This window comes from Roseovarius atlanticus (assembly GCF_019802205.1).
Classification (GTDB): domain Bacteria; phylum Pseudomonadota; class Alphaproteobacteria; order Rhodobacterales; family Rhodobacteraceae; genus Roseovarius; species Roseovarius atlanticus_A.
The window spans coordinates 863,067-883,680 of the sequence record NZ_JAHVHQ010000002.1 but is presented as its reverse complement, the minus strand read 5'-3'; the positions used below and the strand labels follow the sequence as shown (position 1 = coordinate 883,680).

The window sequence follows — 20,614 nt, the reverse complement described above, 5'->3', positions numbered from 1 at the left end:
CATAGGTTCTCTGTCGAACCCGAGCTCAAGGAGAGACGCAAGATGGCCACCGTTGCCGTAACCGACGACACGTTCGATAGCGAAGTGAAGAACTCCGACATTCCCGTCGTGGTGGATTTCTGGGCCGAATGGTGCGGCCCCTGCAAGCAGATCGGCCCGGCGCTGGAAGAGCTGTCATCCGAGATGGACGGCAAGGTCAAGATCGCCAAGGTGAACGTGGACGAGAACCCCAACTCGCCCTCGCAACTGGGCGTGCGCGGCATTCCGGCGCTTTTCATCTTCAAGAACGGCGAGGTCGTGTCGACCAAGACCGGCGCCGCCCCCAAGGCCGCGCTGCAAGGCTGGATCGAAGAGTCGATCTGAAGAACAGTTGACTAGAACAGCGAAGGGGTCGCCGGCTTGGCGGCCCTTTTTCGTTTAGGCACCAGCGCGGAATAAAGGCGCAGCAAAGCTGCGCCGCCGCGCATCGTCATGCGAGTAGCATGCCTCCGGCATGACGCCGCCCCCACGGCACGGCGATTTGGTTGGTCCATGCGCTTCGCTGAACTGTCCAGCGGATTTGGCAGCCATAAAGCACATCAGAACAATCGTCGGCTCGCCGCACCGCGGCCCGGCGCTGCGCGGCTTCCCTCAATCCCTACGGGTTGCCACATCGCCCCACGCCTTCCATATAGGTCCAAAGATCAAAGGAGCCCCGACAATGAGCGATTTCCCCGGCTGGCACGGCACAACCATCATCGGCGTCCGCAAGGGCGGGCAGGTCGTCGTCGCGGGCGACGGGCAGGTCAGCCTTGGCGACACCGTGATCAAGGGCACCGCCCGGAAGGTCCGCCGCATCAGCCCCGGCGGCTATGACGTGGTCGCCGGTTTCGCCGGCTCCACCGCCGATGCCTTCACCCTGCTTGAACGGCTGGAGTCGAAGCTGGAAGCGACCCCGGGCCAGCTGCAACGCGCCTCCGTCGAACTGGCCAAGGACTGGCGCACCGACAAGTACCTGCAAAAGCTCGAGGCGATGCTGATCGTCACCGACGGGTCGCAGCTTTACGTGATCACCGGCGCGGGCGACGTGCTGGAACCCGAACATGACGTCGCCGCCATCGGCTCGGGCGGGAACTACGCGCTGGCCGCCGCGCGCGGCATGATCGACAGCGACAGGTCCGCCGAACAGATCGCGCGGGATGCCATGGCCATCGCCTCGGACATCTGCGTCTACACCAACGGCAACCTGACCGTGGAAACCATCGGCGCCTAATGAGCGCTTGGCGAGCATCGCTCGTCAGCCAGGGCGGGTCGGAATGCGGTCTTTCTTTCGTCCAGACGGTCCATTAGTGCTGGCGCGAAGACGACCAGAGGACTTTCCATGACCCTGACCCAGGACGACCTGCGCGCCGCCACCGCCGCCGGCATCATCGACGAGGCCCAGGCTGCGCGTCTCAGCGCCCTGTCGCACGAACGCGCCGGCCGCATCGCCCGCCGCGCGAACGAGGACGAACCGTTCGAGCTCTTTTCGGGCTTTGCCGAGATCTTCATCTCGCTGGGCCTGATCCTGCTGACCTCCGGCGCTGTGACCTTCGCCTTCGCCGCGGGCGGGGTGGTGTTCGTCATGGCGGCGCTCATGGCCGTCGGCTGGTTCGCGGCGCATTACTTCACGCTGAAACGCCGGATGAGTCTGCCCTCCATCGTGCTGGTCTGCACCTACGCCACCGGCGCGGGCGGGCTGATCGGGTTTCTTCTCGACATGATCGGCGTCGGATCCGCCACGCTGGGTGCGATCCTGCTGGGCCTCGGTGGCATGGCCTCGATCCTGCTGCATTACCGCCGCTTCCGCGTGCCCTTCTCGATGCTGCTTGTCGGGCTTTACGGCTTCATGGTGATCTACGCGATCACCACCGAAACAAGCCCCGTCGACACGCTGATCACCGGCAGTGTCCGGGGCCTCTTCGACCTGCGCCAGGGCGGGTCCCTGGCCATCGGCACGCTGATCTTCGGCATTCTCGCCTTCATCGCCGGCCTCTGGTTCGACATGCAGGACCCGCACCGTATCGGCCGCCGCGCCCGCTCGGCCTTCTGGCTGCACCTGCTGGCCGCGCCCGCGCTGGTGAACACCGTGATGATGACCGCCTACAACATCCCCGGCGAGCTTGGCGTCGTCCTGACGCTGATCGGCCTTGTGATCATTACCGCCTTCGCCCTGATCATCGACCGCCGCTCCTTCCTGACCGCCGGCCTTGGCTACCTCGCCGCGCTCATCTTCTGGCTGCTCGGGGAAGGCTCCATGGACATCACGATCCCCATCCTGATGCTGCTCCTTGGCTCGCTGATCACCGGCCTCGGCACCTTCTGGACCCACCTGCGCGTCGCCCTCATGCGCACCCTGCCGAACTTCCCCGGCAAGACCCGCCTGCCCCCCTACGACGACGTCACCGCAACCTCCGAATAACCGCACCTTGCGTTTCGCCCCCCCATGCTTACGTTCCCCGTAACGCAACCACAGGACGCCCCATGACCGACCTCACCCCGCGCGAAATCGTCTCGGAACTCGACCGCTACATCATCGGCCAGAAGGACGCCAAGCGCGCCACCGCCGTCGCCCTGCGCAACCGCTGGCGCCGCAAGCAGCTCTCCGACGACCTGCGCGAAGAGGTCTATCCCAAGAACATCCTCATGATCGGCCCCACCGGCGTGGGCAAAACCGAAATCTCCCGCCGCCTGGCGAAACTCGCCCGCGCCCCCTTCATCAAGGTCGAGGCGACCAAGTTCACCGAGGTCGGCTATGTCGGCCGCGATGTCGAACAGATCATCCGCGACCTCGTCGACAGCTCCATCGCCCAGACCCGCGACTTCATGCGCGAAGACGTCAAATCCCGCGCCCACCAGCAGGCCGAGGATCGCGTCATCGCCGCCATCGCCGGCGAGGATGCCCGCGAGTCCACGCGCGAGATGTTCCGCAAGAAGCTCAAGGATGGCCTGCTCGACGACACCGAGATCGAGCTTGACGTCGCCGACACCTCCAACCCCCTTGGCATGATGGACATCCCCGGCCAGCCCGGCGGCGGCCAGATGGGCATGATGAATCTCGGCGACATCTTCGGCAAGGCCTTCGGCGGCCGCACCACCCGCAAGAAGATGACCGTCCGCGAAAGCTACGACATCCTGATTTCCGAGGAAGCCGACAAGCTGCTGGACGACGAAACCGTCAACCGCACCGCGCTGGAAGCGGTCGAGCAGAACGGCATCGTCTTCCTTGATGAGATCGACAAGGTCTGCGCCCGGCAAGAGGCCCGCGGCGGCGACGTCTCGCGCGAGGGGGTGCAGCGCGACCTGCTGCCCCTGATCGAGGGCACGACCGTCTCGACCAAGCATGGCCCGGTCAAGACCGACCACATCCTCTTCATCGCCAGCGGCGCCTTTCACATCGCCAAGCCCTCGGACCTTCTGCCCGAACTTCAGGGCCGCCTGCCCATCCGGGTCGAACTGCGCGCCCTGACCGAGGAAGATTTCGTGCGCATCCTGACCGAGACGGACAACGCCCTGACCCGCCAGTACTCCGCCCTCATGGGGACCGAGGAGGTCAACGTCGAATTCACCGAGGACGGCATCAAGGCCCTCGCCCGCATCGCGGCGGAGGTCAACCAGACCATCGAGAATATCGGCGCGCGCAGGCTCTATACCGTGATGGAACGCGTGTTCGAGGAACTCAGCTTCACCGCGCCGGATCGCGCCGGGGAGAGGGTCGTCGTGGACGAAGCCTTCGTGGACGCCAACCTGGGCGAGCTGATGAAGTCGACGGATTTGAGCAGGTATGTTTTGTGAGTATCAGCTGAACACGTCGTCTATGCGAATAAATAGATCGTATTCCGATAACTTTGATGCATCAGCTGCCATCAGCAAGTGACTCAGGACTAAATCAGCGCTCCTTCCCGCATTTCTCGGCCGAATATCGCTTCTCAACGAACAATGAAGAATGTCTATGAAGTCATGGCCTCGAATCTTAGATCGTGGCTCGTCAGGCTGTTCACTTCGGCAGACCTGTACTGTCTCCATAAATTCATCAAAATCGCCATACCGCGCGTTTAAGCGGACGGTTCGATTAACCAATTCATCTAGGTTGAGCCGTGCAATTCCATCATCTTCAATTGAAATCACCCGCGTGGGATCTGCGATTTTCATTCCCCAACCAAGCATTTCATTTGCGGTACGAACCGCGAAGACGTCGCTACCAATGATCGTTAGGCTTGCCATAAGATCTTCCAAAGATCTGTCTGGTGTCGCTGTCATCATTCGGACAAACTTTGATAAAATTTGCTCATCGTACAGATACATTTCGACAGAAGTAAAATCTGTAAGTTTTATATTCTTTCCTTCAAGTATACGACCTAGGTAATCGTCATAATCTCTGTCAGCAACGACCAGCACCGTTGCGAAACTTTCGTGCCCAATCAGCGCAGACTCGATTTCTAAACCGAGAGCGATTGCTCTGTTTTTGTTGCTGGAAGTTAAACCATATTTCTGAAGTACTTCGATAGGCACTTCGACTTCGTCTACGGTTTGAACTCCCACATTGGGATGCTTTCGTTCGGACAAATACCATTGAAAGACTACACGGTCAGATGGACCTTCTACCCACAAGTGCCGTAATTCTGGCTCTAACTCATACAGAGCTATTAGCTCGACAATCTTTTTCCTGTACATCTAATCGGCGACATTGGTTAATCTTAAAGTAGAGTTCCTATGTTCCGCGAGTAATTCTATTGAATGCGTCGCCATAAAGAACTGAACCGGGCTACCAGAGGAAAGATCGAGTAGAGCATTTACCAATGAGCGTTGCCATTTGATGTTGAGTGATAATTCTGGCTCATCGACTAAAAACAAACTGCGCTGGCTAGTCCCGACTAGAATATTACACATCAGCATCAGCAGATGTTTTTCCCCGGACGATAAAACATCAACAGCGATTGGTTCTTCATCGCTCGCAATGACAGTTACACCGTCCACAGCATCGATATGTAACGATTTGTTTTTGTAGAAGTTATTGATGATTGAAACGAACATGTTCAACCTGCTTGCGATGCCTTTTAGACCTTCTACTCGCGCTTCTACGCTGTCAAAGTAAGGTGTCAGGATTTGCGAGATAAGTGGAAGGTTGGCGTCTTCGGCTTTAGAAATTGCATCTTCATAGCCTTCGACTGGTACATCGTTTGCCATTCCCACTGTTGAAAGGGTCTTCGTCGACTTGGCCAATGCCTTCGAACGCGCAATCAAGCTCTCACGAATTTCTAGGCTTGGACTATGAGTTTTCGTGCCGTAGGTTCCCAGTCGAGTAATCAAATCTCTATATATATCCGAGATAGATGCATCATTGGCACTTCTGGCTTCAAGCGTCTGATCTTTGATCCAGCTTTCCGCACGTGATACAGATTGCCTTAGCTGACGGGTGGGCTCATCAACGTCGCGCTCTTCAGAAAGGTTTATATGAATAGTGTCGTAATATAGTTTCTCTCGATAACGTCTTCGCAAGCGTACCTCATCTTCAGCTCGAGAGAGGTAATCACTCTGAAATTCTCTGTTGTCTGACATATGAAAACAGTTGAGCTTGGTTTGGAAAAGTTCATCGAAAAGTTCATTCAACCTTCCATCATCCACATCGTCATTGGTTACTTTGTAATTACCCTCGCGGAACTTCGAGTCGACGAACACTTCCCGAAGAATTTTTTCGCGCGTTCTAAGCTGTAGCGTGTAAGCACCTACACCTCGCTCATCTCTTTTGGTCGCTACTAGATGTCGACCGTCTGAGAAACGGATTCCAAACTCTGTGAATTGGGTCTTCGCGATGAATGTCCTGTGACCACGCGAATCCGACCTGGAGAGCAGGTGGTAGATCAAATTGACAATTGTTGTCTTGCCTGAACCATTGTCGCCGTAGATGAGTATCAATCGTTCAGCGCGTTCATCAGAGATGTCCGGAAGTGACACATCGTAAGAGTATAGGCCGAAAAGACCTTTCACGTAGAAGCCGATTATCATTGGTTCGCGAATAAATTGTGTTAATTTATTATTCAATACAACCGCCCCAGTCTAACCGTTTATTCCATTACCATCGATCCCAAGAAGGATTTCAAGGGCGTTTCAAAGTATTGCCGACAATAACTTTAACAATCGGGCTCCGTCTTAACCCTCCAGCCCAGAAAACCGCACCGCCGACATACCACCCAGATACCGACGCGATACCGACGTTCCGTTCTGGCCTGTCCGGGGGGCGTTAACGAATCAGATCGCACCCCTTTGAATTCGCTTTTCTTCATCCGGGTTTCGGGCCACGAAGGGGGTCATGCGGCTCCTCGATTTTCTCCGTGACAACCTCCCCTTCCTGTCGGCGGGTATGCTGCTGACCTTCCTAAGTTCTTTTGGACAAACGTTTTTTATCTCGCTCTTCGCGGGCGAGATTCGGGCCGCGTTCGAACTCAGCCACGGGCAATGGGGCGGGATCTACACGCTCGGCACCACCGCCTCCGCCCTGGTCATGGTCTGGGCCGGCGGCCTCACGGATTTTTTTCGCGTCCGCACGCTGGCCCCTATCATACTGATATTACTCGCTTTTGCCTGCCTCTCCATGGCGTTCAACCCGGTCTGGTGGGGGTTGATCGCGGTTGTTTTTGCCCTGCGTTTCACCGGCCAGGGCATGACCAGCCACCTCGCCGTCGTCGCCATGTCCCGCTGGTTCATCGCCACAAGGGGCAAGGCCCTGTCCATCGCCACCCTCGGCTTCGCCCTGGGCGAGGCCTTGTTACCCCTTGTTTTCGTTGCACTTCTGGCCGTCTACGACTGGCACATGCTCTGGATCGCGTCCGCTCTCATCGCCCTCTGCGGCGTTCCGATCATCTACCGCCTCCTCCGCCTCGAACGCACCCCGCAAATGTTGGCCGAAACCGACCAGTCGCTGGGCATGGAGTCTCGCCACTGGACCCGCAATCAGGCCTTATTTCATTGGCTTTTCTGGTTCATGGTCCCGGCCCTTTTGGGCCCTGCAGCCTTCAACACCGCCTTCTTTTTCCACCAGGTTCACTTCGCCGATCTGAAGGGCATCCCCCACGTCCAGCTGGTCGCCCTCTACCCGTTCTACACCGCCGTCGGCATCGTCTCGATGATCCTTTCCGGCTGGGCCCTGGACCGCTTCGGCACCGCCAGGCTGATCCCGTTCTTCCAGCTTCCCATGGTCGCCGCCTTCGGGATTTTTGCCATATCCGACAACACCTTGACCCTGCTCGCCGGCCTCTTCTTCCTCGGCCTCACGACGGGTGCCAACACCACGCTGCCCAACGCCTTCTGGGCCGAATTCTACGGCACCGCCCGCCTCGGCTCGATCAAGGCCATGGCCGCCGCCGTCATGGTCTTCGGCTCCGCCATCGGCCCCGGCCTGACCGGCATGGGCATCGATCTGGGCCTGGGATTGGAACGCCAGTACCTGATTGTCGCGGGCTATTTCGTGTTCACCACGCTGATGATGACCATCGGCATCACAAGGGCCAAACCCCTGCTACCGATTGCGGCGTAGATACACGTAGTACGCACCGCCACCGCCATGCCGCCCATGCGCCTGGGTGATCTGCAGCACCAGCCCCGACAACGGCGCCATGCCCAGCCATTGCGGTACCGCGTGGCGCAGCACACCATTTCTGGTGGGTATCGGTCCGCCGGTATCGGTGTTCTTTCCCTTGCCGGTGATCACCAGAACCAACCGTTTCCCCTGCGCCTGCGCCCGGAGAATGAAGCCTGTCAGGGCAGGTTGCGCCCGGGCCAGGGTCATGCCGTGCAGATCGATCCGGGCTTCCGGCTCGACCTTGCCACGCTTGAGCCGCGTGTTCGTGCGCTTGTCCATCTGCAACGGCTGTCGCGCAAGGCGCTCGGACAGGCCCGGCAAGGTGTCGTGCTTGTGGCCCGAGCGGTTGGCGTTTTGTCCCACCCTGAAATCGGGAAGCGCGGGTTGCGGCGCGTCAGACGGTGGCTTCGACGGCCTCTCCAGGAGCCTTGGCCCTTCCTTTCCGGTTTTCGGATTAAGCCGGTCGGTTGTCTTCGCCACCTGCTGCCAAAGCTTCAATTCTTCGGGTGTCACCCGTCTCCGGCTCAAAGGTTCGGCTCCGTCGCGGTGGCGTAGGCGCGCTGGATCGGCAAGAGAACGACCATCCGGCCCGGGTCGCGCAAGCGTCCGGCGATGCGACCGGCGGCGTCTCCGGTGCCGATGAAAATATCCGCTCTTTGCGCCCCCTTGATGGCAGAGCCGGTATCCTGTGCAATCATGAGGCGGCGGATGGGATCTGCGCCCTCTTTCTCTATCCAGACCGGCGCACCGAGAGGAACATAGGCCGGATCGACCGCAATCGTGCGTCCCGCTGTCACCGAGCGGTTCATCGCCCCGAGCGGACCCATGTGGGCGGGCACGGAATCGATCCGGCGAAAGAACACGTAAGACGGGTTGTGCCAGAGCAGTTCCTTGCCGGCCACCGGGTTGCGGCGCACCCAGTTCTTGATGACCTGGGCGGACACCTGATGCGCCTGGTATATTCCGCGGCGAACCAGTTCCGCGCCGACCGAACGGTACTCGTGTCCGTTGGCACCGCCGTAACCGACTCGGATTTTCCGCCCGTCCGGCAAGGTCACGCGACCGGAGCCCTGGATCTGGAGAAAGAACTTTTCGACCGGATCGTCGACCCAGACGATTTCCAGCCCGCGCCCCTGCATGGCGACCCCGGCCTCGATCTCCCGGCGTGTCAGCCAGGGCAATTCACCCGCCGCCTCTGGAGGTTTCCGGTAGAGAGGGTAGCGATAGCGCGCACTGGCCGACAGTGAGCCGCTGAGTTCCGGCTCGAAGTACCCGGTGAACAGGGCCTTCCTGCCGTCCTCGATCAATACCGGGCGAAAGAACAGCCGGAAAAAATCGGTCGCGTCAGGCTGTTGCTGCGCGAGACCGCAAAGCGCTCGCCAGTCCGGGTCTTCAAGGTCCGGACAGGTAAGCAGAAATGCCTCGAGCGCCTTGTCGTGGTCGTCCTCGGCCCAACCGCTGAGGTCTTCGAAGTCGAGAACGGTATGTGTCACGTCCTGGGCCGCGACGGCGGTCGCCACGGTCAGGAAAAGTGAGAACGCTGCCGCCGCCCGTCCGATCATTCGCCTGTGGCAACAAGCCGCCAGTTCGGGTCGTCGGACCCCATGACACGTTCGAAGGTCCAGCTGTCCTTCTGCTTTTTGGATTTGCCGGGCTCACCCTCGACAATCTCGCCGTTCTGGTCGCGCACGACAGAAACTAGCTCGCCGATGAACCGCACCGTGATCTCGGCAGAATTGGTGGCGTTGTCGAACCTTGCTTCGGTGAGGGTCGTCTCGCGAACGCCGATGAATTCCGCCTCTACGGTCAGGCCTTGCTGGGCGCGCGAGTTCACGACACTTTTGAAGGCCTCGTACACGTCTTCATCGAGGAAGGGTTTGATTTCCTCCATCTGGCCACGCTCGAACGCCATGAGGATCCATTCATAGGCCTGTTTCGCGCCTTGCAAGAACTCGCCAACCGCAAAGCTGCTGTCCGCGCGCTTCATGTCGGCGAGCGCCTTGGCGCTATCCGAGCCTTCTGCCACATGATCCGTGATGTCGAAATCCGGACCACCGTCGATCACCTCGAAATCCTGTCGACGAGACGGCGCGGGGGTCGACGGCCGTGACTGTTGCGACGGCTCATACCCATCGCGGGTCCCCAGAACGCTTTTCAGCCGAAGAATAAGGAAGATGGCAATGCCCGCCAGGACAAGCAATTGGAGTAGGGGCGAATTCATTCATACCTCTCAACGTGCCCAGGATGGAAACCTCCCGGTTCGGTTCTTATGTAGGGTGTTGATCCGGGCGAGTCCACCATACCCGCCTTTCAAAGCAAGGAGGATCGTTTTCATGTGGCTGTTTGTAGCCTTTCTCGCGGTGCCACTGATCGAAATCGCGCTGTTCATCCAGGTCGGTGGCCTGATCGGACTGTGGCCGACCCTGGCGATCGTCGTCATAACCGCAGTTCTGGGAACATGGCTTGTCAGGACGCAGGGCGCGATAGCGATCGGACAGTTGCGCTCGTCTTTTCAGAAGCTGGACGATCCGACCGAACCCTTGGCGCATGGGGCCATGATCCTGATTGCCGGTGCGCTGCTGCTGACCCCGGGTTTCTTTACCGATGCCGTCGGCTTTTCCTTGCTCGCCCCGCCGATCCGCAAGTCCTTGTTCCAGTTCCTGCGAAAGCGGATCAAGGTGCAGCGCTTCGAGATGGGCCCGGATGGTCCGCGCGACATGAGGCAAGAGCCGCGACCACGACACCGCCCGGACGTGATCGAAGGCCAGTATGAAGAGGTCGACCCCCCGAAGAAGCCCAACCATGACGGCTCTGGCTGGACCAGGCATTGATCTGAGAGCACCAAGACAGGGCATTGAGGCGGCATCGGCATCCTGCTAAGCCTTCCGACGAATAATTTATCCGCCAGGAGACAGCAGATGGCCGAACAGGAAAACGGCGCCGCCAAGTCGGACGCTCAAGCAACGCAGGCAGGTCCGAGGATGAACGTTCTGACCCAGTTCATTCGGGACCTGTCATTCGAAAATGCCCTGGCGCAACGCGGGACTGGCGGCGACGTCAACCCCGATGTGCAGGTGGCCGTCAATCTGGACGCCAAGAAGAGATCTGCCGATCATCAGTACGAGGTGATGCTCAAACTGGTGGTCACGTCCAAGAACAAGGGGACAGAGGACACGCTGTTCCTGATGGAGCTGGAATATATCGGCGTGTTCCATATCGAGAACGTGCCCGATGACCAGATGCATCCCTTCCTTCTGATCGAATGTCCGCGGATGATCTTCCCGTTCGCACGCCGCATCGTCAGCGACGTCACGCGCGACGGTGGGTTCCCGCCGCTGAACCTTGAAACCATCGACTTCGTTCAGCTTTACCGCAACGAAATCATGCGGCGCCAGGCGGCGGCGGCCGAAGAAAAGCCAACGCCTGACGCCTGACGCCTGACGCCTAGCTCAACCTTTTCCAGAGCGCGTCGTCGCCCATGTGTTCCACGAATGCCTGGTGCGCGGCGCGCTCTTCTTCGCTGAGCCTTGGCGCAAGCGGTTTGGTCCGCGGGCCGGGATGCCAATTCGTCTCTTCCGTCTCTTTCGATGTATCGGGCGAATATGCGCCGGCGAGAGCGAAATCGGGCTGCCGGCCGCCGATCAGTTCCAGATAGACCTCGGCCAGTATCTCGGAGTCCAGAAGCGCGCCGTGCAAGGTTCGTGACGAGTTGTCGATGCCGAACCGACGGCAAAGTGCATCAAGGGACGCGGGCGAGCCCGGAAACTTTCTTCGGGCGATATCAAGCGTATCGACGGCCTGCTCCCACGGGATCCTGGGCATCTTCAGCCAGCCAAGCTCCGCGTTCAGAAACTTCATGTCGAAGGCGGCGTTGTGGATCACCAGCTTCGCATCGCCGATGAAGTCGACAAAGCTCTGGGCGATCTTGCTGAAGACCGGCTTGTCGCGCAGGAAATCGTCGCCCAGCCCGTGGACCTCGAAGGCTTCCTGCGGCATGGACCGTTCAGGATTGATGTATTCGTGATATGTCCGGCCAGTCGGCATGTGATTGAACAGCTCGACCGCGCCGATTTCCACAATCCGATCCCCCTGTTCAGGGTCAAAGCCCGTGGTTTCGGTATCGAGTACGATTTCACGCATGGTTCAGCCTGGTCCGAATATCTTTCAGAACATCCTGAACCTGCCGGCGCGCATGTTCAAGCGTGTCGGTAGTGATCGTGTAATCTGCCCGCGCGCGTTTATCGGCATCCGGCATCTGCTTGTTTCGGATCGCATCGAACTGGGCCTCGCTCATCGTCCCGCGGGCCATGACGCGGGCTTTTTGCATCTCGGCAGGCACGCTCACGCAGACAGTTGCATCCATGTATCTGTCCGCGCCGGTTTCGAACAGCAGCGGGATATCCAGAACGGTGATCGCGGCATCGGTGTTCGCGAGAAACGCCGCACGGTCCTGTGCGACCAGCGGGTGCACGATGTCTTCGATTGTCGTCAGGGCGTTCGGGTCCTGCCCGATGATGGTTTTCAATCGCTCGCGTGAGACGGCACCGTCGACGACCGCAGAGGGAAAAACCGATGCAATCGGCGCGACCGCATCGCCGTTGGGCGAATACAGGCGATGAACCGCAGCATCGGCATCCCAGAGGGCGCAGCCTTCGTCGGCGAACATACGGGCCGTGGTCGATTTGCCCATCCCGATCGAGCCGGTGAGGCCAAGCTTGAACGTCATCGGAGGGCGGCTGCGCGCGTCGCGCTGTCAACCTCGGGACGGACACCGAACCAGCGTTCGAAAGCCGGCACCGCCTGGTGCAGCAACATGCCAAGCCCGTCGACCGTCTGGCAGCCCAGTTTTTCCGCTTCGGCCAGCAGCCGGGTCTTGAGCGGAGCATAGACAAGATCGGTCACCATGGCGCCCTTGTGCAACCCGTCCAGCGGCACGCGCAAGGGTGGTTTGCCGATCATGCCCAGCGACGTGGTGTTCACGACCGTCGCCGCATCTTCCATCATGTTGCCGGCCTGAACCCAGTCGATCACCACGATGCGCTTGCCGAATTCCGTCTTGAGCGCGTCGGCCCGGACCCTTGTACGGTTGGCGATCATGATTTGCGGAACACCGACCTCCAGCAAGGCCGAGATCACCGCCCGCGCGGCACCACCAGCCCCCAGCAGCGCCGCGGGCCCCGCCTTGGGGTCCCAGCCCGGCGCGTTCTGGCGCAGGTTCTGGATGAAGCCGACACCGTCGGTGTTGTCGGCATGAATCTTCCCGTCCTTGCGAAAGATCAGCGTGTTCGCCGCCCCGATCAGGGTCGCCCGATCGGTGATGAGGTCCGCGATCTCCAGCACCTTTTCCTTGTGCGGTACCGTGATGTTGACCCCGACAAACCCCATCTTGGGCAAGGTGCGCAGGACATTCTCGAGATCATCGGTGGAAACGTCGATCGGAATGTAGTGACCTGCAATACCGTGGGTCTTGAGCCAATGCGAATGTATCTGCGGGGATTTCGAATGCGCCACCGGGGAGCCGATCACACCTGCCAGTGGAATCCGGTTTTCAGTCATGTCTCAAGCTCTCCTCGCAGGCTGAGGTACGACAGAAGTTCAAGCAAGGGCAAACCGAGCACGTGAAAGTAGTCTCCGTGAACCTGGCTGAAAAGTCGAACCCCTTCTTCTTCCAGTTTGTATGCACCCACAGAATGCCGGATGCTATCCCAGTTTCTTTCGACATAGCCCTCGAGATAGCTGTCGGATACGTCTCGCATCATCATCCTGACAACACCGACATGGCGCCACACCGGCCGGGAGTCATCGCAGACGACTGACGCGGACAAAAGCTCGTGTCGCTTGCCACGCATTGCGCGGAGCTGTTCCAGCGCTTGCTCGGGGGTGTCGGGTTTGGACAGGATCTGCCGCTCGAAACTCAGGACCTGGTCGCATCCTATGACCAGTGCGTCGGCGTGTTTGGCGCTTTGCTTGGCGGCTTTGAGCTCTGCCAGGGCATCTGCGATATCGCGAGGCGATGCACCTTCGGCAATCAGACCGTCACGCATTGCGGATTCGTCGACACGCGCGGGCACGACATCGAATGAGACACCCGCATTCTGAAGCAGAGTTTTTCGGATGGCCGATCCGGAGGCCAGAATGATCCTGCGTGGCATGTGGATAACCTGTTGCATATCTCACTGGTTTTTTAAGGACAGAATGGCGAAGTTTCCAACATTAGAGGGGCTGAGGAACAAAGTCTGTGTTTTCGTGCGTCTTCAGGGTTTCTTTGCACGTGGGGACAAGGAAAACTTCGACACCGGGAAAACGGCGTTCGGACCCGATACCGGGTCATTTCATCCACGGGGTTTACCGGATCTGTAAAACTGAACTATCGCTTATTTTCAAATACTTGACACACATCAGCATAGTGCAGGCAGATGTATTCAACACATTTATCCACATCCGCTGGCAGTGTGGGGAATTCGGTGGACAGATTCATAATCCCCAGCTTGGACAGACCCCTACAAAATCATCATCCTTTTTCTTTCTATATTTATTATTTAAGGGAGGGGCAGGGAACGCGGGGAAAACATGACCGACCTTCTGGCCTCACTTTATCCCTGGATGAAGTCGCTGCATATCATGGCCGTGATCTCCTGGATGGCCGGCCTGTTCTACCTGCCAAGGCTTTTCGTCTATCACGCAGAGCAATCGACGCCGGGAGACAGCCGCGACGAGGTGTTCCAGACGATGGAGCTCAAGTTGCTGCGGGTGATCATGAACCCGGCGATGATCGTGGCTTGGGTTGCCGGTTTATGCCTTGTCGCCACGCCCGGGATCGTGGACTGGGGCGCGATATGGCCTTACCTGAAGCTGGCCGGCATCCTTGCCATGACGTGGTTCCACATGTGGTTGGCGGGTCGCCGCAAGGCCTTTGTGGCTCGCGACAATACTCTGACGGGCCGGCAGTACCGCATGATGAACGAAGTGCCGACGCTGTTGATGGTCGTGATCGTTCTGTCCGTCGTCGTGAAGTTCTGAGATTGACTCGGCGCACGACTGCTCTTAGGTAGCTGTGAACGGTGCCCGTCCGGGCGTGCCGATTTTCACTACAGAATGAAGAAACCGCGCGAGGATCTCGCGCCGATTTCTTAGGGATACTTCCATGTCTGACGAACGCCTCAACCTGTCCGATCTCAAGAAGCAATCCGCCAAGGATCTGCTTTCGATGGCGGAAGAGCTGGAGATTGAAAACGCGTCCACCATGCGCAAGGGGGAGATGATGTTTCAGATCCTCCGGGAGCGGGCGGATGAAGGCTGGACGGTTTACGGCGATGGCACTCTCGAGGTGCTGCAGGACGGGTTCGGGTTTCTTCGGTCCTCCGAGGCCAACTATCTTCCCGGACCGGACGACATCTATGTATCGCCGGACACGATCAGGAAACATTCGCTGCGCACCGGCGACACGATCGAGGGTGAGATCAAGGCACCGGAGGAGAACGAGCGGTATTTCGTCCTGACGTCGGTGACGCAGATCAACTTTGCGGACCCCGAGAACGCCAAGCACAAGATCGCCTTCGACAACCTGACGCCGCTCTATCCCGACGAACGGTTGCAGATGGAGATCGACGATCCCACGATCAAGGACAAATCGGCCCGGGTGATCGACCTGGTGGCGCCCATTGGCAAAGGCCAGCGGTCTCTGATCGTGGCGCCGCCGCGTACGGGTAAGACGGTGATCCTGCAGAACATTGCCTCTAGCATCGAGCGGAACCATCCCGAATGCTATCTGATCGTCCTGCTGATCGACGAACGGCCCGAAGAGGTGACCGACATGCAGCGGTCGGTCAAAGGCGAGGTCATCAGCTCGACATTCGATGAGCCCGCCGGCCGGCACGTCGCGGTTGCCGAGATGGTCATCGAAAAGGCAAAGCGTTTGGTCGAACATAAACGAGATGTTGTTATTTTGCTCGATTCAATAACAAGACTTGGTAGGGCTTATAACACGGTCGTGCCGTCATCGGGCAAGGTCCTGACGGGTGGTGTGGACGCGAATGCCTTGCAACGGCCCAAGCGGTTCTTCGGCGCAGCCCGGAATATCGAAGAAGGTGGATCGCTGACCATCATTTCTACCGCGCTGATCGATACCGGCAGCCGGATGGACGAGGTGATCTTTGAAGAATTCAAAGGCACAGGTAACTCGGAGCTGGTGTTGGATCGCAAGATCGCCGACAAGCGCGTATTCCCGGCAATCGACATTCTGAAATCGGGCACCCGGAAAGAAGACCTGTTGATAGACAAGGTCGATCTGCAGAAGACGTATGTCCTGCGTCGTATCCTGAACCCGATGGGGACCACGGACGCGATCGAATTCCTTCTTGGAAAACTGAAGCAGACGAAGACGAATTCGGATTTCTTCGATTCCATGAACACCTGATGTGAGCCCGGTCAGAGGACCCATGGACACAATCTTTGCTCTTTCGACCGCGCCAGGCAAAGCTGGCGTCGCGATTATCCGCGTTTCCGGCGCCGGAGCGTTTCAGGCCGTCGGGTCCCTGGTTGACGGTTTGCCTCGGCCGCGGCAGTCAGGCCTGCGGAACATCAAGGCTCCAGATGGTTCGATGTTGGACACAGCCCTGGTACTGACCTTCGAGGCTGGCCACAGCTTTACCGGAGAGGCGACGGTTGAAATCCATTGCCACGGATCGCGGGCGGTGGTTTCGGCAATCCTAGATGCGCTGGGCGGTCAAGACGGGTTGCGACCAGCCGAACCAGGCGAGTTCACGCGACGCGCATTGGAGAATGAAACCCTGGACCTCGCACAGGTGGAAGGCCTGGCGGACCTGATCGACGCGGAAACGGAGGCGCAACGCAGGCAGGCCGTGCGCGTTTTGTCCGGACAGTTGGGCGCACGGGCGGAAGAGTGGCGTGAAAAATTGATCCGTGCCGCGGCACTCCTGGAAGCGACAATAGATTTCGCGGACGAAGACGTGCCGGAAGATGTGTCACCGGAAGTGTTGAGCCTACTTGAAAGTGTGCGCGCCGAATTGGACAGAGAGGCCTCTGGCGTCGGAACCGCGGAGCGTATCCGTGAAGGGTTCGAGGTCGCGATTGTCGGCGCACCGAATGTTGGCAAGTCCACGTTGCTGAATGCGCTTGCCGGGCGGGATGCGGCAATCACGTCCGAGGTTGCCGGGACAACACGGGATGTCATCGAGGTGCGGATGGATCTGAACGGTCTGCCCGTGACATTGCTTGATACCGCGGGATTGCGCGCTACCGAGGACAAGGTCGAATCCATCGGCGTGGACCGCGCCATGAAGCGAGCAGAGGCAGCCGACCTTCGGGTTTTCCTCGTGGAACCGGGTCAGGAGCCTGCAATGGAACCGGCCGCCGAAGACGTGGTCTTGATCGGAAAGGCTGATCTTCACGGATGCCCTGGGAATTCGATTTCAGGCATTACGGGTCATGGCGTTCCTGCCTTGATCGACGGGGTGTCGCATGTTCTTTCCTCTCGGGCTGCGAACGCGGGGATCGCAACGCGGATGCGGCACAGGGAAGCCTTGATATCCGGCAGTGAAAGCCTTGCCAGAGCGATGGCGCATCTGGGACTTGGCAGCGAACAAACGGACCTGGCCGCAGAAGAGTTGCGGAGTGCTGTGCGCCGTCTTGATTCTCTGGTAGGACGTGTGGATGTCGAAGCCGTTCTTGACGAGATATTCTTGAGCTTTTGTCTGGGGAAGTAGTGGAGTGTTTCACGTGAAACATTTTGATGTGATTGTCATAGGGGGCGGCCATGCCGGAACCGATGCCGCCCATGCATCTGCTCGCCTTGGTGCAAAAACCGCGCTGATTACTTTGACCCGATCATCGATCGGGGTCATGTCATGCAACCCCGCGATCGGCGGCCTGGGGAAAGGCCATCTCGTTCGCGAAATCGACGCGCTGGACGGGGTCATGGGGCGCGTCGCGGACAAGGCGGGCATACAGTTTCGCCTTTTGAACCGCCGCAAAGGGCCTGCGGTGCAGGGGCCGCGCACACAGGCAGACCGGAAGATCTATCGCGAGGAGATGCAGGCGGAAGTCGCGTCCCAGCCGAATTTGTCGGTGATCGAGGGTGAGGCGGCCGACTTCATGATGACAGATCAGAAGGTATCCGGGATCGTGCTCGCGGATGGCAGCGAGATTTCTGCGCGGGCTGTTGTTCTTACCACCGGAACGTTTTTGCGGGGCATGATTCATATCGGGGACGTGTCCAGGCCCGGCGGAAGAATGGGCGACAATCCGTCGGTTCGTCTGGCGGAGCGGATAGATACATTCGGTTTACCCCTCGGGCGTCTGAAAACGGGAACGCCGCCGCGTCTTGATGGAAAGACCATCGACTGGGCAGGGCTGGATATGCAGGCGGCCGACGACGAGCCGGTTCTCTTTTCCTTCATGTCGAAACGTCCCTCCGCGCGGCAAGTGGCCTGCGGGATCACCCATACCAACACCAAAACGCACGAGATCATTCAGAAAAACCTTCATCGTTCTGCGATGTATGGGGGGCATATCGGCGGTGTCGGGCCGCGCTATTGTCCGTCTATCGAGGACAAGGTCGTGCGCTTTGCGGACAAGCCGTCTCACCAGATATTTCTGGAACCTGAAAGCCTTTCGGATGACGTGATTTATCCAAACGGGATTTCGACATCTTTGCCCGAAGAGATCCAGGAAGAGTACGTTCATTCGATCAAGGGGCTGGAGAACGCAAAGATTCTGCAGCCGGGCTATGCGATAGAGTACGACTTCGTTGATCCAAGAGCGCTGGACGCGACATTGGCGGTGCGCTCGGTGCCCGGCCTTTTCCTGGCGGGCCAGATAAACGGCACCACTGGATACGAGGAAGCTGCAGCACAAGGCGTCGTGGCAGGTCTGAACGCAGCGCTCTCTGCTTTGAAAAGAGATCCGGTGATTTTCAGTCGTGCCGAAAGCTATATCGGTGTGATGATAGACGATCTGGTCACGCGCGGCGTGTCGGAACCTTACAGGATGTTTACCTCGCGGGCGGAATTCAGACTTTCCCTGCGCGCGGATAATGCCGACCAGCGCCTGACGCCGATAGGTGTGGAGCTTGGCTGCGTCAGTGCGGAAAGGCGGGAGGCGTTCGAGCACAAGATGGCGCGGCTGTCGGACGGAAAAGCACGGATTTGGGACATTCTGTATACGCCGCGGCAGCTGAACCAGGCCGGGCTGAAGGTCAATGAGGATGGGACCAAACGCAGCGGGTATGCTCTGCTGTCCTTTCCCGACATATGTTTCGAAGACCTCTTGGCGCTGGATTCGTCCTTGTCGGATATTGATCAGGAAACCAGACGGCAGCTGGAAAGAGATGCGCTGTACGCAAACTATATCGAGCGGCAAAACCGGGACATCGAGGCCATCAAGAAAGATGAAAAGCAAGTTATCCCACCTGATTTCGACTTTGGCTCGATCCAGGGCTTGTCGAATGAGGTGAAGGCCAAGCTGGTATCCGCGAAACCTGCAAACCTTGCGCAGGCGGGCCGTATTGATGGAATGACGCCGGCCGCACTGACAATCATTCTGGCGCGCTTGCGGCAGATGAAACGCGTGAAGTCCGCATGAGTTTCAATCTCGGCGTCGATGTTTCACGTGAAACATTCGAGCGCCTGGAGAGGTATGCTGACCTCGTCAGGAAGTGGAATCCTCGCGTAAACCTGGTCGCAAAGTCAACGCTAGAGGAAATTTGGAACCGTCATTTCCTTGATTCCGCCCAGCTTTTCCAGCTGGCGCCTGATCATGCGAAGACGTGGGCTGATTTCGGGGCTGGCGGCGGATTTCCGGGGTTGGTGATCGCGATTCTGTCCCATGAGCTGCGGCCGGATATGTCCGTGATGCTGGCAGAGAGCGACGCTCGAAAATCGGCGTTCCTGCGGAACGTTGTTCGGGAGACCTCCATTAACACCAAGGTTGTGTGCGAGAGAGTGGAGGAAATACCGCCCTTGTGCGCCGATGTCATATCTGCGCGGGCGTTGGCAAACCTTTCGAAGCTTTTTTTCCTGTCTCATGATCATCTTGCGAAAAATGGCGTGATGCTGTTCCCGAAGGGAAAAAATTGGCAATCGGAGCTTGTTGAGGCGCAATCGAAGTGGCGTTTCAATTATCAGGTTGTTAAAAGTGTAACAAGCGACCAATCCGTCATTCTGCGCATTTCAGGAGTACGCCGTGCTTGAACTCACGCGCTCTTCAAACCCGAAGATTATTGCGATTGCCAACCAGAAGGGGGGCGTCGGAAAGACGACGACGGCTATCAACCTCGCGGCGGCATTGGCCGAGGAAAACTTCAAGGTTCTGATCGTTGACCTTGACCCGCAGGGCAACGCCTCAACCGGCTTGGGGATTGAACCAGATGCGCGCGAGTATACCGCCTATGAGCTTTTGCTCGAGGAAATCGAGCTCTCGCGCGTGATCCAGGAGACGCCTCAGCGCAACCTGAGTATCGTGCCCGCAACCGTCGATCTGAGTTCGGCGGACATGGAGCTGATTTCAAATGAGAAGCGCAGCTTCCTGTTGCATGACGCCCTGCGCCAGCCCGCAATGGACGATTTTGGTTTTGACTACATACTGATTGATTGCCCGCCGTCGCTAAACCTTTTGACGGTCAATGCCATGGTCGCGGCACATTCAGTTCTCGTTCCGTTACAGTCGGAGTTTTTCGCCCTCGAAGGCCTGTCGCAACTCATGCTGACCGTGCGCGAGGTCCGGCAATCCGCCAACAAGGATCTGAGGATCGAAGGTGTTGTGCTGACGATGTACGATGGTCGAAACAACCTGTCCGCCCAGGTCGAACAGGATGCGCGCGAGAATCTCGGGCCGCTGGTGTTCCAGACAAAAATTCCCCGGAACGTACGGGTGAGCGAGGCGCCGTCTTTCTCTGTTCCCGTCTTGACCTACGACCCGTCGTCGAAAGGTGCCGAGGCCTATCGCGCCTTGGCGCGGGAATTGGTGAATAACAACAAGCGCCAGGCAGCGTAGGGAGGA

The 20,614-nt window shown here is 58.6% G+C and carries 22 protein-coding genes; 13 read left to right on the top strand and 9 right to left on the bottom strand.

Annotation, left to right across the window (positions count from 1 at the left end; all coding sequences use genetic code 11):
• Positions 1 to 42 precede the first annotated feature (42 nt).
• The 4 genes from trxA (at position 43) to hslU (ending at position 3,813) form a co-directional block, all read left to right on the top strand.
• Positions 43 to 363 (top strand): thioredoxin, encoded by a 321-nt coding sequence (trxA, locus tag KUV49_RS04510; RefSeq protein WP_057795333.1) that lies wholly within the window; start codon positions 43 to 45, stop codon positions 361 to 363.
• Between the two features lie 337 nt (positions 364 to 700).
• Positions 701 to 1,252, top strand: coding sequence for an ATP-dependent protease subunit HslV (hslV, locus tag KUV49_RS04505; RefSeq protein WP_222451806.1), 552 nt, complete (start codon positions 701 to 703; stop codon positions 1,250 to 1,252).
• A gap of 108 nt (positions 1,253 to 1,360) precedes the next feature.
• Complete coding sequence (locus KUV49_RS04500; RefSeq protein WP_261391419.1) at positions 1,361 to 2,440, top strand: hypothetical protein; 1,080 nt, start codon at positions 1,361 to 1,363, stop codon at positions 2,438 to 2,440.
• Between the two features lie 62 nt (positions 2,441 to 2,502).
• Positions 2,503 to 3,813: an ATP-dependent protease ATPase subunit HslU gene (gene hslU, locus KUV49_RS04495; protein ID WP_222451805.1), complete on the top strand. Its 1,311-nt coding sequence runs from the start codon at positions 2,503 to 2,505 to the stop codon at positions 3,811 to 3,813.
• Between the two features lie 3 nt (positions 3,814 to 3,816).
• Here the strand turns inward: hslU and KUV49_RS04490 are convergent, their stop codons facing one another.
• A complete protein-coding gene (locus KUV49_RS04490) occupies positions 3,817 to 4,692 on the bottom strand; it encodes a DUF4435 domain-containing protein (RefSeq protein WP_222451804.1) in 876 nt (291 codons plus the stop codon).
• Positions 4,693 to 6,024: an AAA family ATPase gene (locus KUV49_RS04485; RefSeq protein WP_222451803.1), complete on the bottom strand. Its 1,332-nt coding sequence runs from the start codon at positions 6,022 to 6,024 to the stop codon at positions 4,693 to 4,695. It abuts the gene before it with no gap.
• A gap of 304 nt (positions 6,025 to 6,328) precedes the next feature.
• Here KUV49_RS04485 and KUV49_RS04480 point away from each other — a divergent pair, with 304 nt between their 5' ends.
• Positions 6,329 to 7,552 (top strand): MFS transporter, encoded by a 1,224-nt coding sequence (locus KUV49_RS04480; RefSeq protein WP_222451802.1) that lies wholly within the window; start codon positions 6,329 to 6,331, stop codon positions 7,550 to 7,552.
• On the opposite strand, the gene KUV49_RS04475 is transcribed toward KUV49_RS04480, so the two are convergent.
• From KUV49_RS04475 to KUV49_RS04465, 3 genes are read right to left on the bottom strand one after another with little or no spacing between them, the layout of a single operon-like run.
• Positions 7,535 to 8,110, bottom strand: coding sequence for a Smr/MutS family protein (locus KUV49_RS04475; RefSeq protein WP_315899544.1), 576 nt, complete (start codon positions 8,108 to 8,110; stop codon positions 7,535 to 7,537). The two genes, KUV49_RS04480 and KUV49_RS04475, sit on opposite strands and share 18 nt — an antisense overlap.
• Positions 8,111 to 8,121: 11 nt before the next feature.
• The gene (locus KUV49_RS04470) at positions 8,122 to 9,159 is read right to left on the bottom strand and encodes a murein transglycosylase A (protein ID WP_222451800.1); all 1,038 of its coding nucleotides are present in this window, start codon (positions 9,157 to 9,159) and stop codon (positions 8,122 to 8,124) included.
• On the bottom strand, positions 9,156 to 9,818 hold the full coding sequence (locus KUV49_RS04465) for a Tim44/TimA family putative adaptor protein (RefSeq protein ID WP_222451799.1): 663 nt from the start codon (positions 9,816 to 9,818) through the stop codon (positions 9,156 to 9,158). The genes KUV49_RS04470 and KUV49_RS04465 overlap by 4 nt, the downstream gene beginning before the upstream one ends.
• Positions 9,819 to 9,930: 112 nt before the next feature.
• Here KUV49_RS04465 and KUV49_RS04460 point away from each other — a divergent pair, with 112 nt between their 5' ends.
• Positions 9,931 to 10,428: an FxsA family protein gene (locus tag KUV49_RS04460; protein WP_222451798.1), complete on the top strand. Its 498-nt coding sequence runs from the start codon at positions 9,931 to 9,933 to the stop codon at positions 10,426 to 10,428.
• An 87-nt stretch (positions 10,429 to 10,515) separates the two neighbouring features.
• On the top strand, positions 10,516 to 11,031 hold the full coding sequence (secB, locus tag KUV49_RS04455) for a protein-export chaperone SecB (protein ID WP_222451797.1): 516 nt from the start codon (positions 10,516 to 10,518) through the stop codon (positions 11,029 to 11,031).
• 10 nt (positions 11,032 to 11,041) lie between these two features.
• Here the strand turns inward: secB and dnaQ are convergent, their stop codons facing one another.
• Genes dnaQ through KUV49_RS04435 form a run of 4 tightly spaced genes read right to left on the bottom strand, consistent with a single transcriptional unit; the run spans position 11,042 to position 13,749 of the window.
• Entirely contained in the window at positions 11,042 to 11,737 is a 696-nt protein-coding gene (dnaQ, locus tag KUV49_RS04450) for a DNA polymerase III subunit epsilon (protein ID WP_222451796.1), read from the bottom strand.
• Entirely contained in the window at positions 11,730 to 12,323 is a 594-nt protein-coding gene (coaE, locus tag KUV49_RS04445) for a dephospho-CoA kinase (RefSeq protein ID WP_222451795.1), read from the bottom strand. The genes dnaQ and coaE overlap by 8 nt, the downstream gene beginning before the upstream one ends.
• Positions 12,320 to 13,153, bottom strand: a complete 834-nt coding sequence (locus tag KUV49_RS04440) for a shikimate dehydrogenase (protein WP_152497000.1) — start codon at positions 13,151 to 13,153, stop codon at positions 12,320 to 12,322. Before KUV49_RS04440 ends, coaE begins: the two co-directional genes overlap by 4 nt.
• Positions 13,150 to 13,749, bottom strand: a complete 600-nt coding sequence (locus KUV49_RS04435; RefSeq protein WP_222452073.1) for a Maf family protein — start codon at positions 13,747 to 13,749, stop codon at positions 13,150 to 13,152. Before KUV49_RS04435 ends, KUV49_RS04440 begins: the two co-directional genes overlap by 4 nt.
• A gap of 418 nt (positions 13,750 to 14,167) precedes the next feature.
• On the opposite strand from KUV49_RS04435, the gene KUV49_RS04430 reads away from it, so the two are divergent.
• The 6 genes from KUV49_RS04430 to KUV49_RS04405 all read left to right on the top strand — a co-directional run bounded on the left by KUV49_RS04430 (position 14,168) and on the right by KUV49_RS04405 (position 20,608).
• Complete coding sequence (locus KUV49_RS04430; protein ID WP_222451794.1) at positions 14,168 to 14,617, top strand: CopD family protein; 450 nt, start codon at positions 14,168 to 14,170, stop codon at positions 14,615 to 14,617.
• 124 nt (positions 14,618 to 14,741) lie between these two features.
• Entirely contained in the window at positions 14,742 to 16,013 is a 1,272-nt protein-coding gene (gene rho, locus KUV49_RS04425) for a transcription termination factor Rho (RefSeq protein WP_152494251.1), read from the top strand.
• Positions 16,014 to 16,035: 22 nt separating this feature from the next.
• Positions 16,036 to 17,322, top strand: coding sequence for a tRNA uridine-5-carboxymethylaminomethyl(34) synthesis GTPase MnmE (mnmE, locus tag KUV49_RS04420; RefSeq protein WP_222451793.1), 1,287 nt, complete (start codon positions 16,036 to 16,038; stop codon positions 17,320 to 17,322).
• A gap of 13 nt (positions 17,323 to 17,335) precedes the next feature.
• Entirely contained in the window at positions 17,336 to 19,198 is a 1,863-nt protein-coding gene (gene mnmG / locus KUV49_RS04415) for a tRNA uridine-5-carboxymethylaminomethyl(34) synthesis enzyme MnmG (RefSeq protein ID WP_222451792.1), read from the top strand.
• Positions 19,195 to 19,806 carry a 16S rRNA (guanine(527)-N(7))-methyltransferase RsmG gene (gene rsmG / locus KUV49_RS04410; protein WP_222451791.1) on the top strand — a complete coding sequence of 204 codons (612 nt, stop codon included), beginning with the start codon at positions 19,195 to 19,197 and terminating at the stop codon, positions 19,804 to 19,806. Before mnmG ends, rsmG begins: the two co-directional genes overlap by 4 nt.
• Positions 19,799 to 20,608, top strand: coding sequence for a ParA family protein (locus KUV49_RS04405; protein ID WP_222451790.1), 810 nt, complete (start codon positions 19,799 to 19,801; stop codon positions 20,606 to 20,608). The genes rsmG and KUV49_RS04405 overlap by 8 nt, the downstream gene beginning before the upstream one ends.
• Positions 20,609 to 20,614 lie beyond the last annotated feature (6 nt).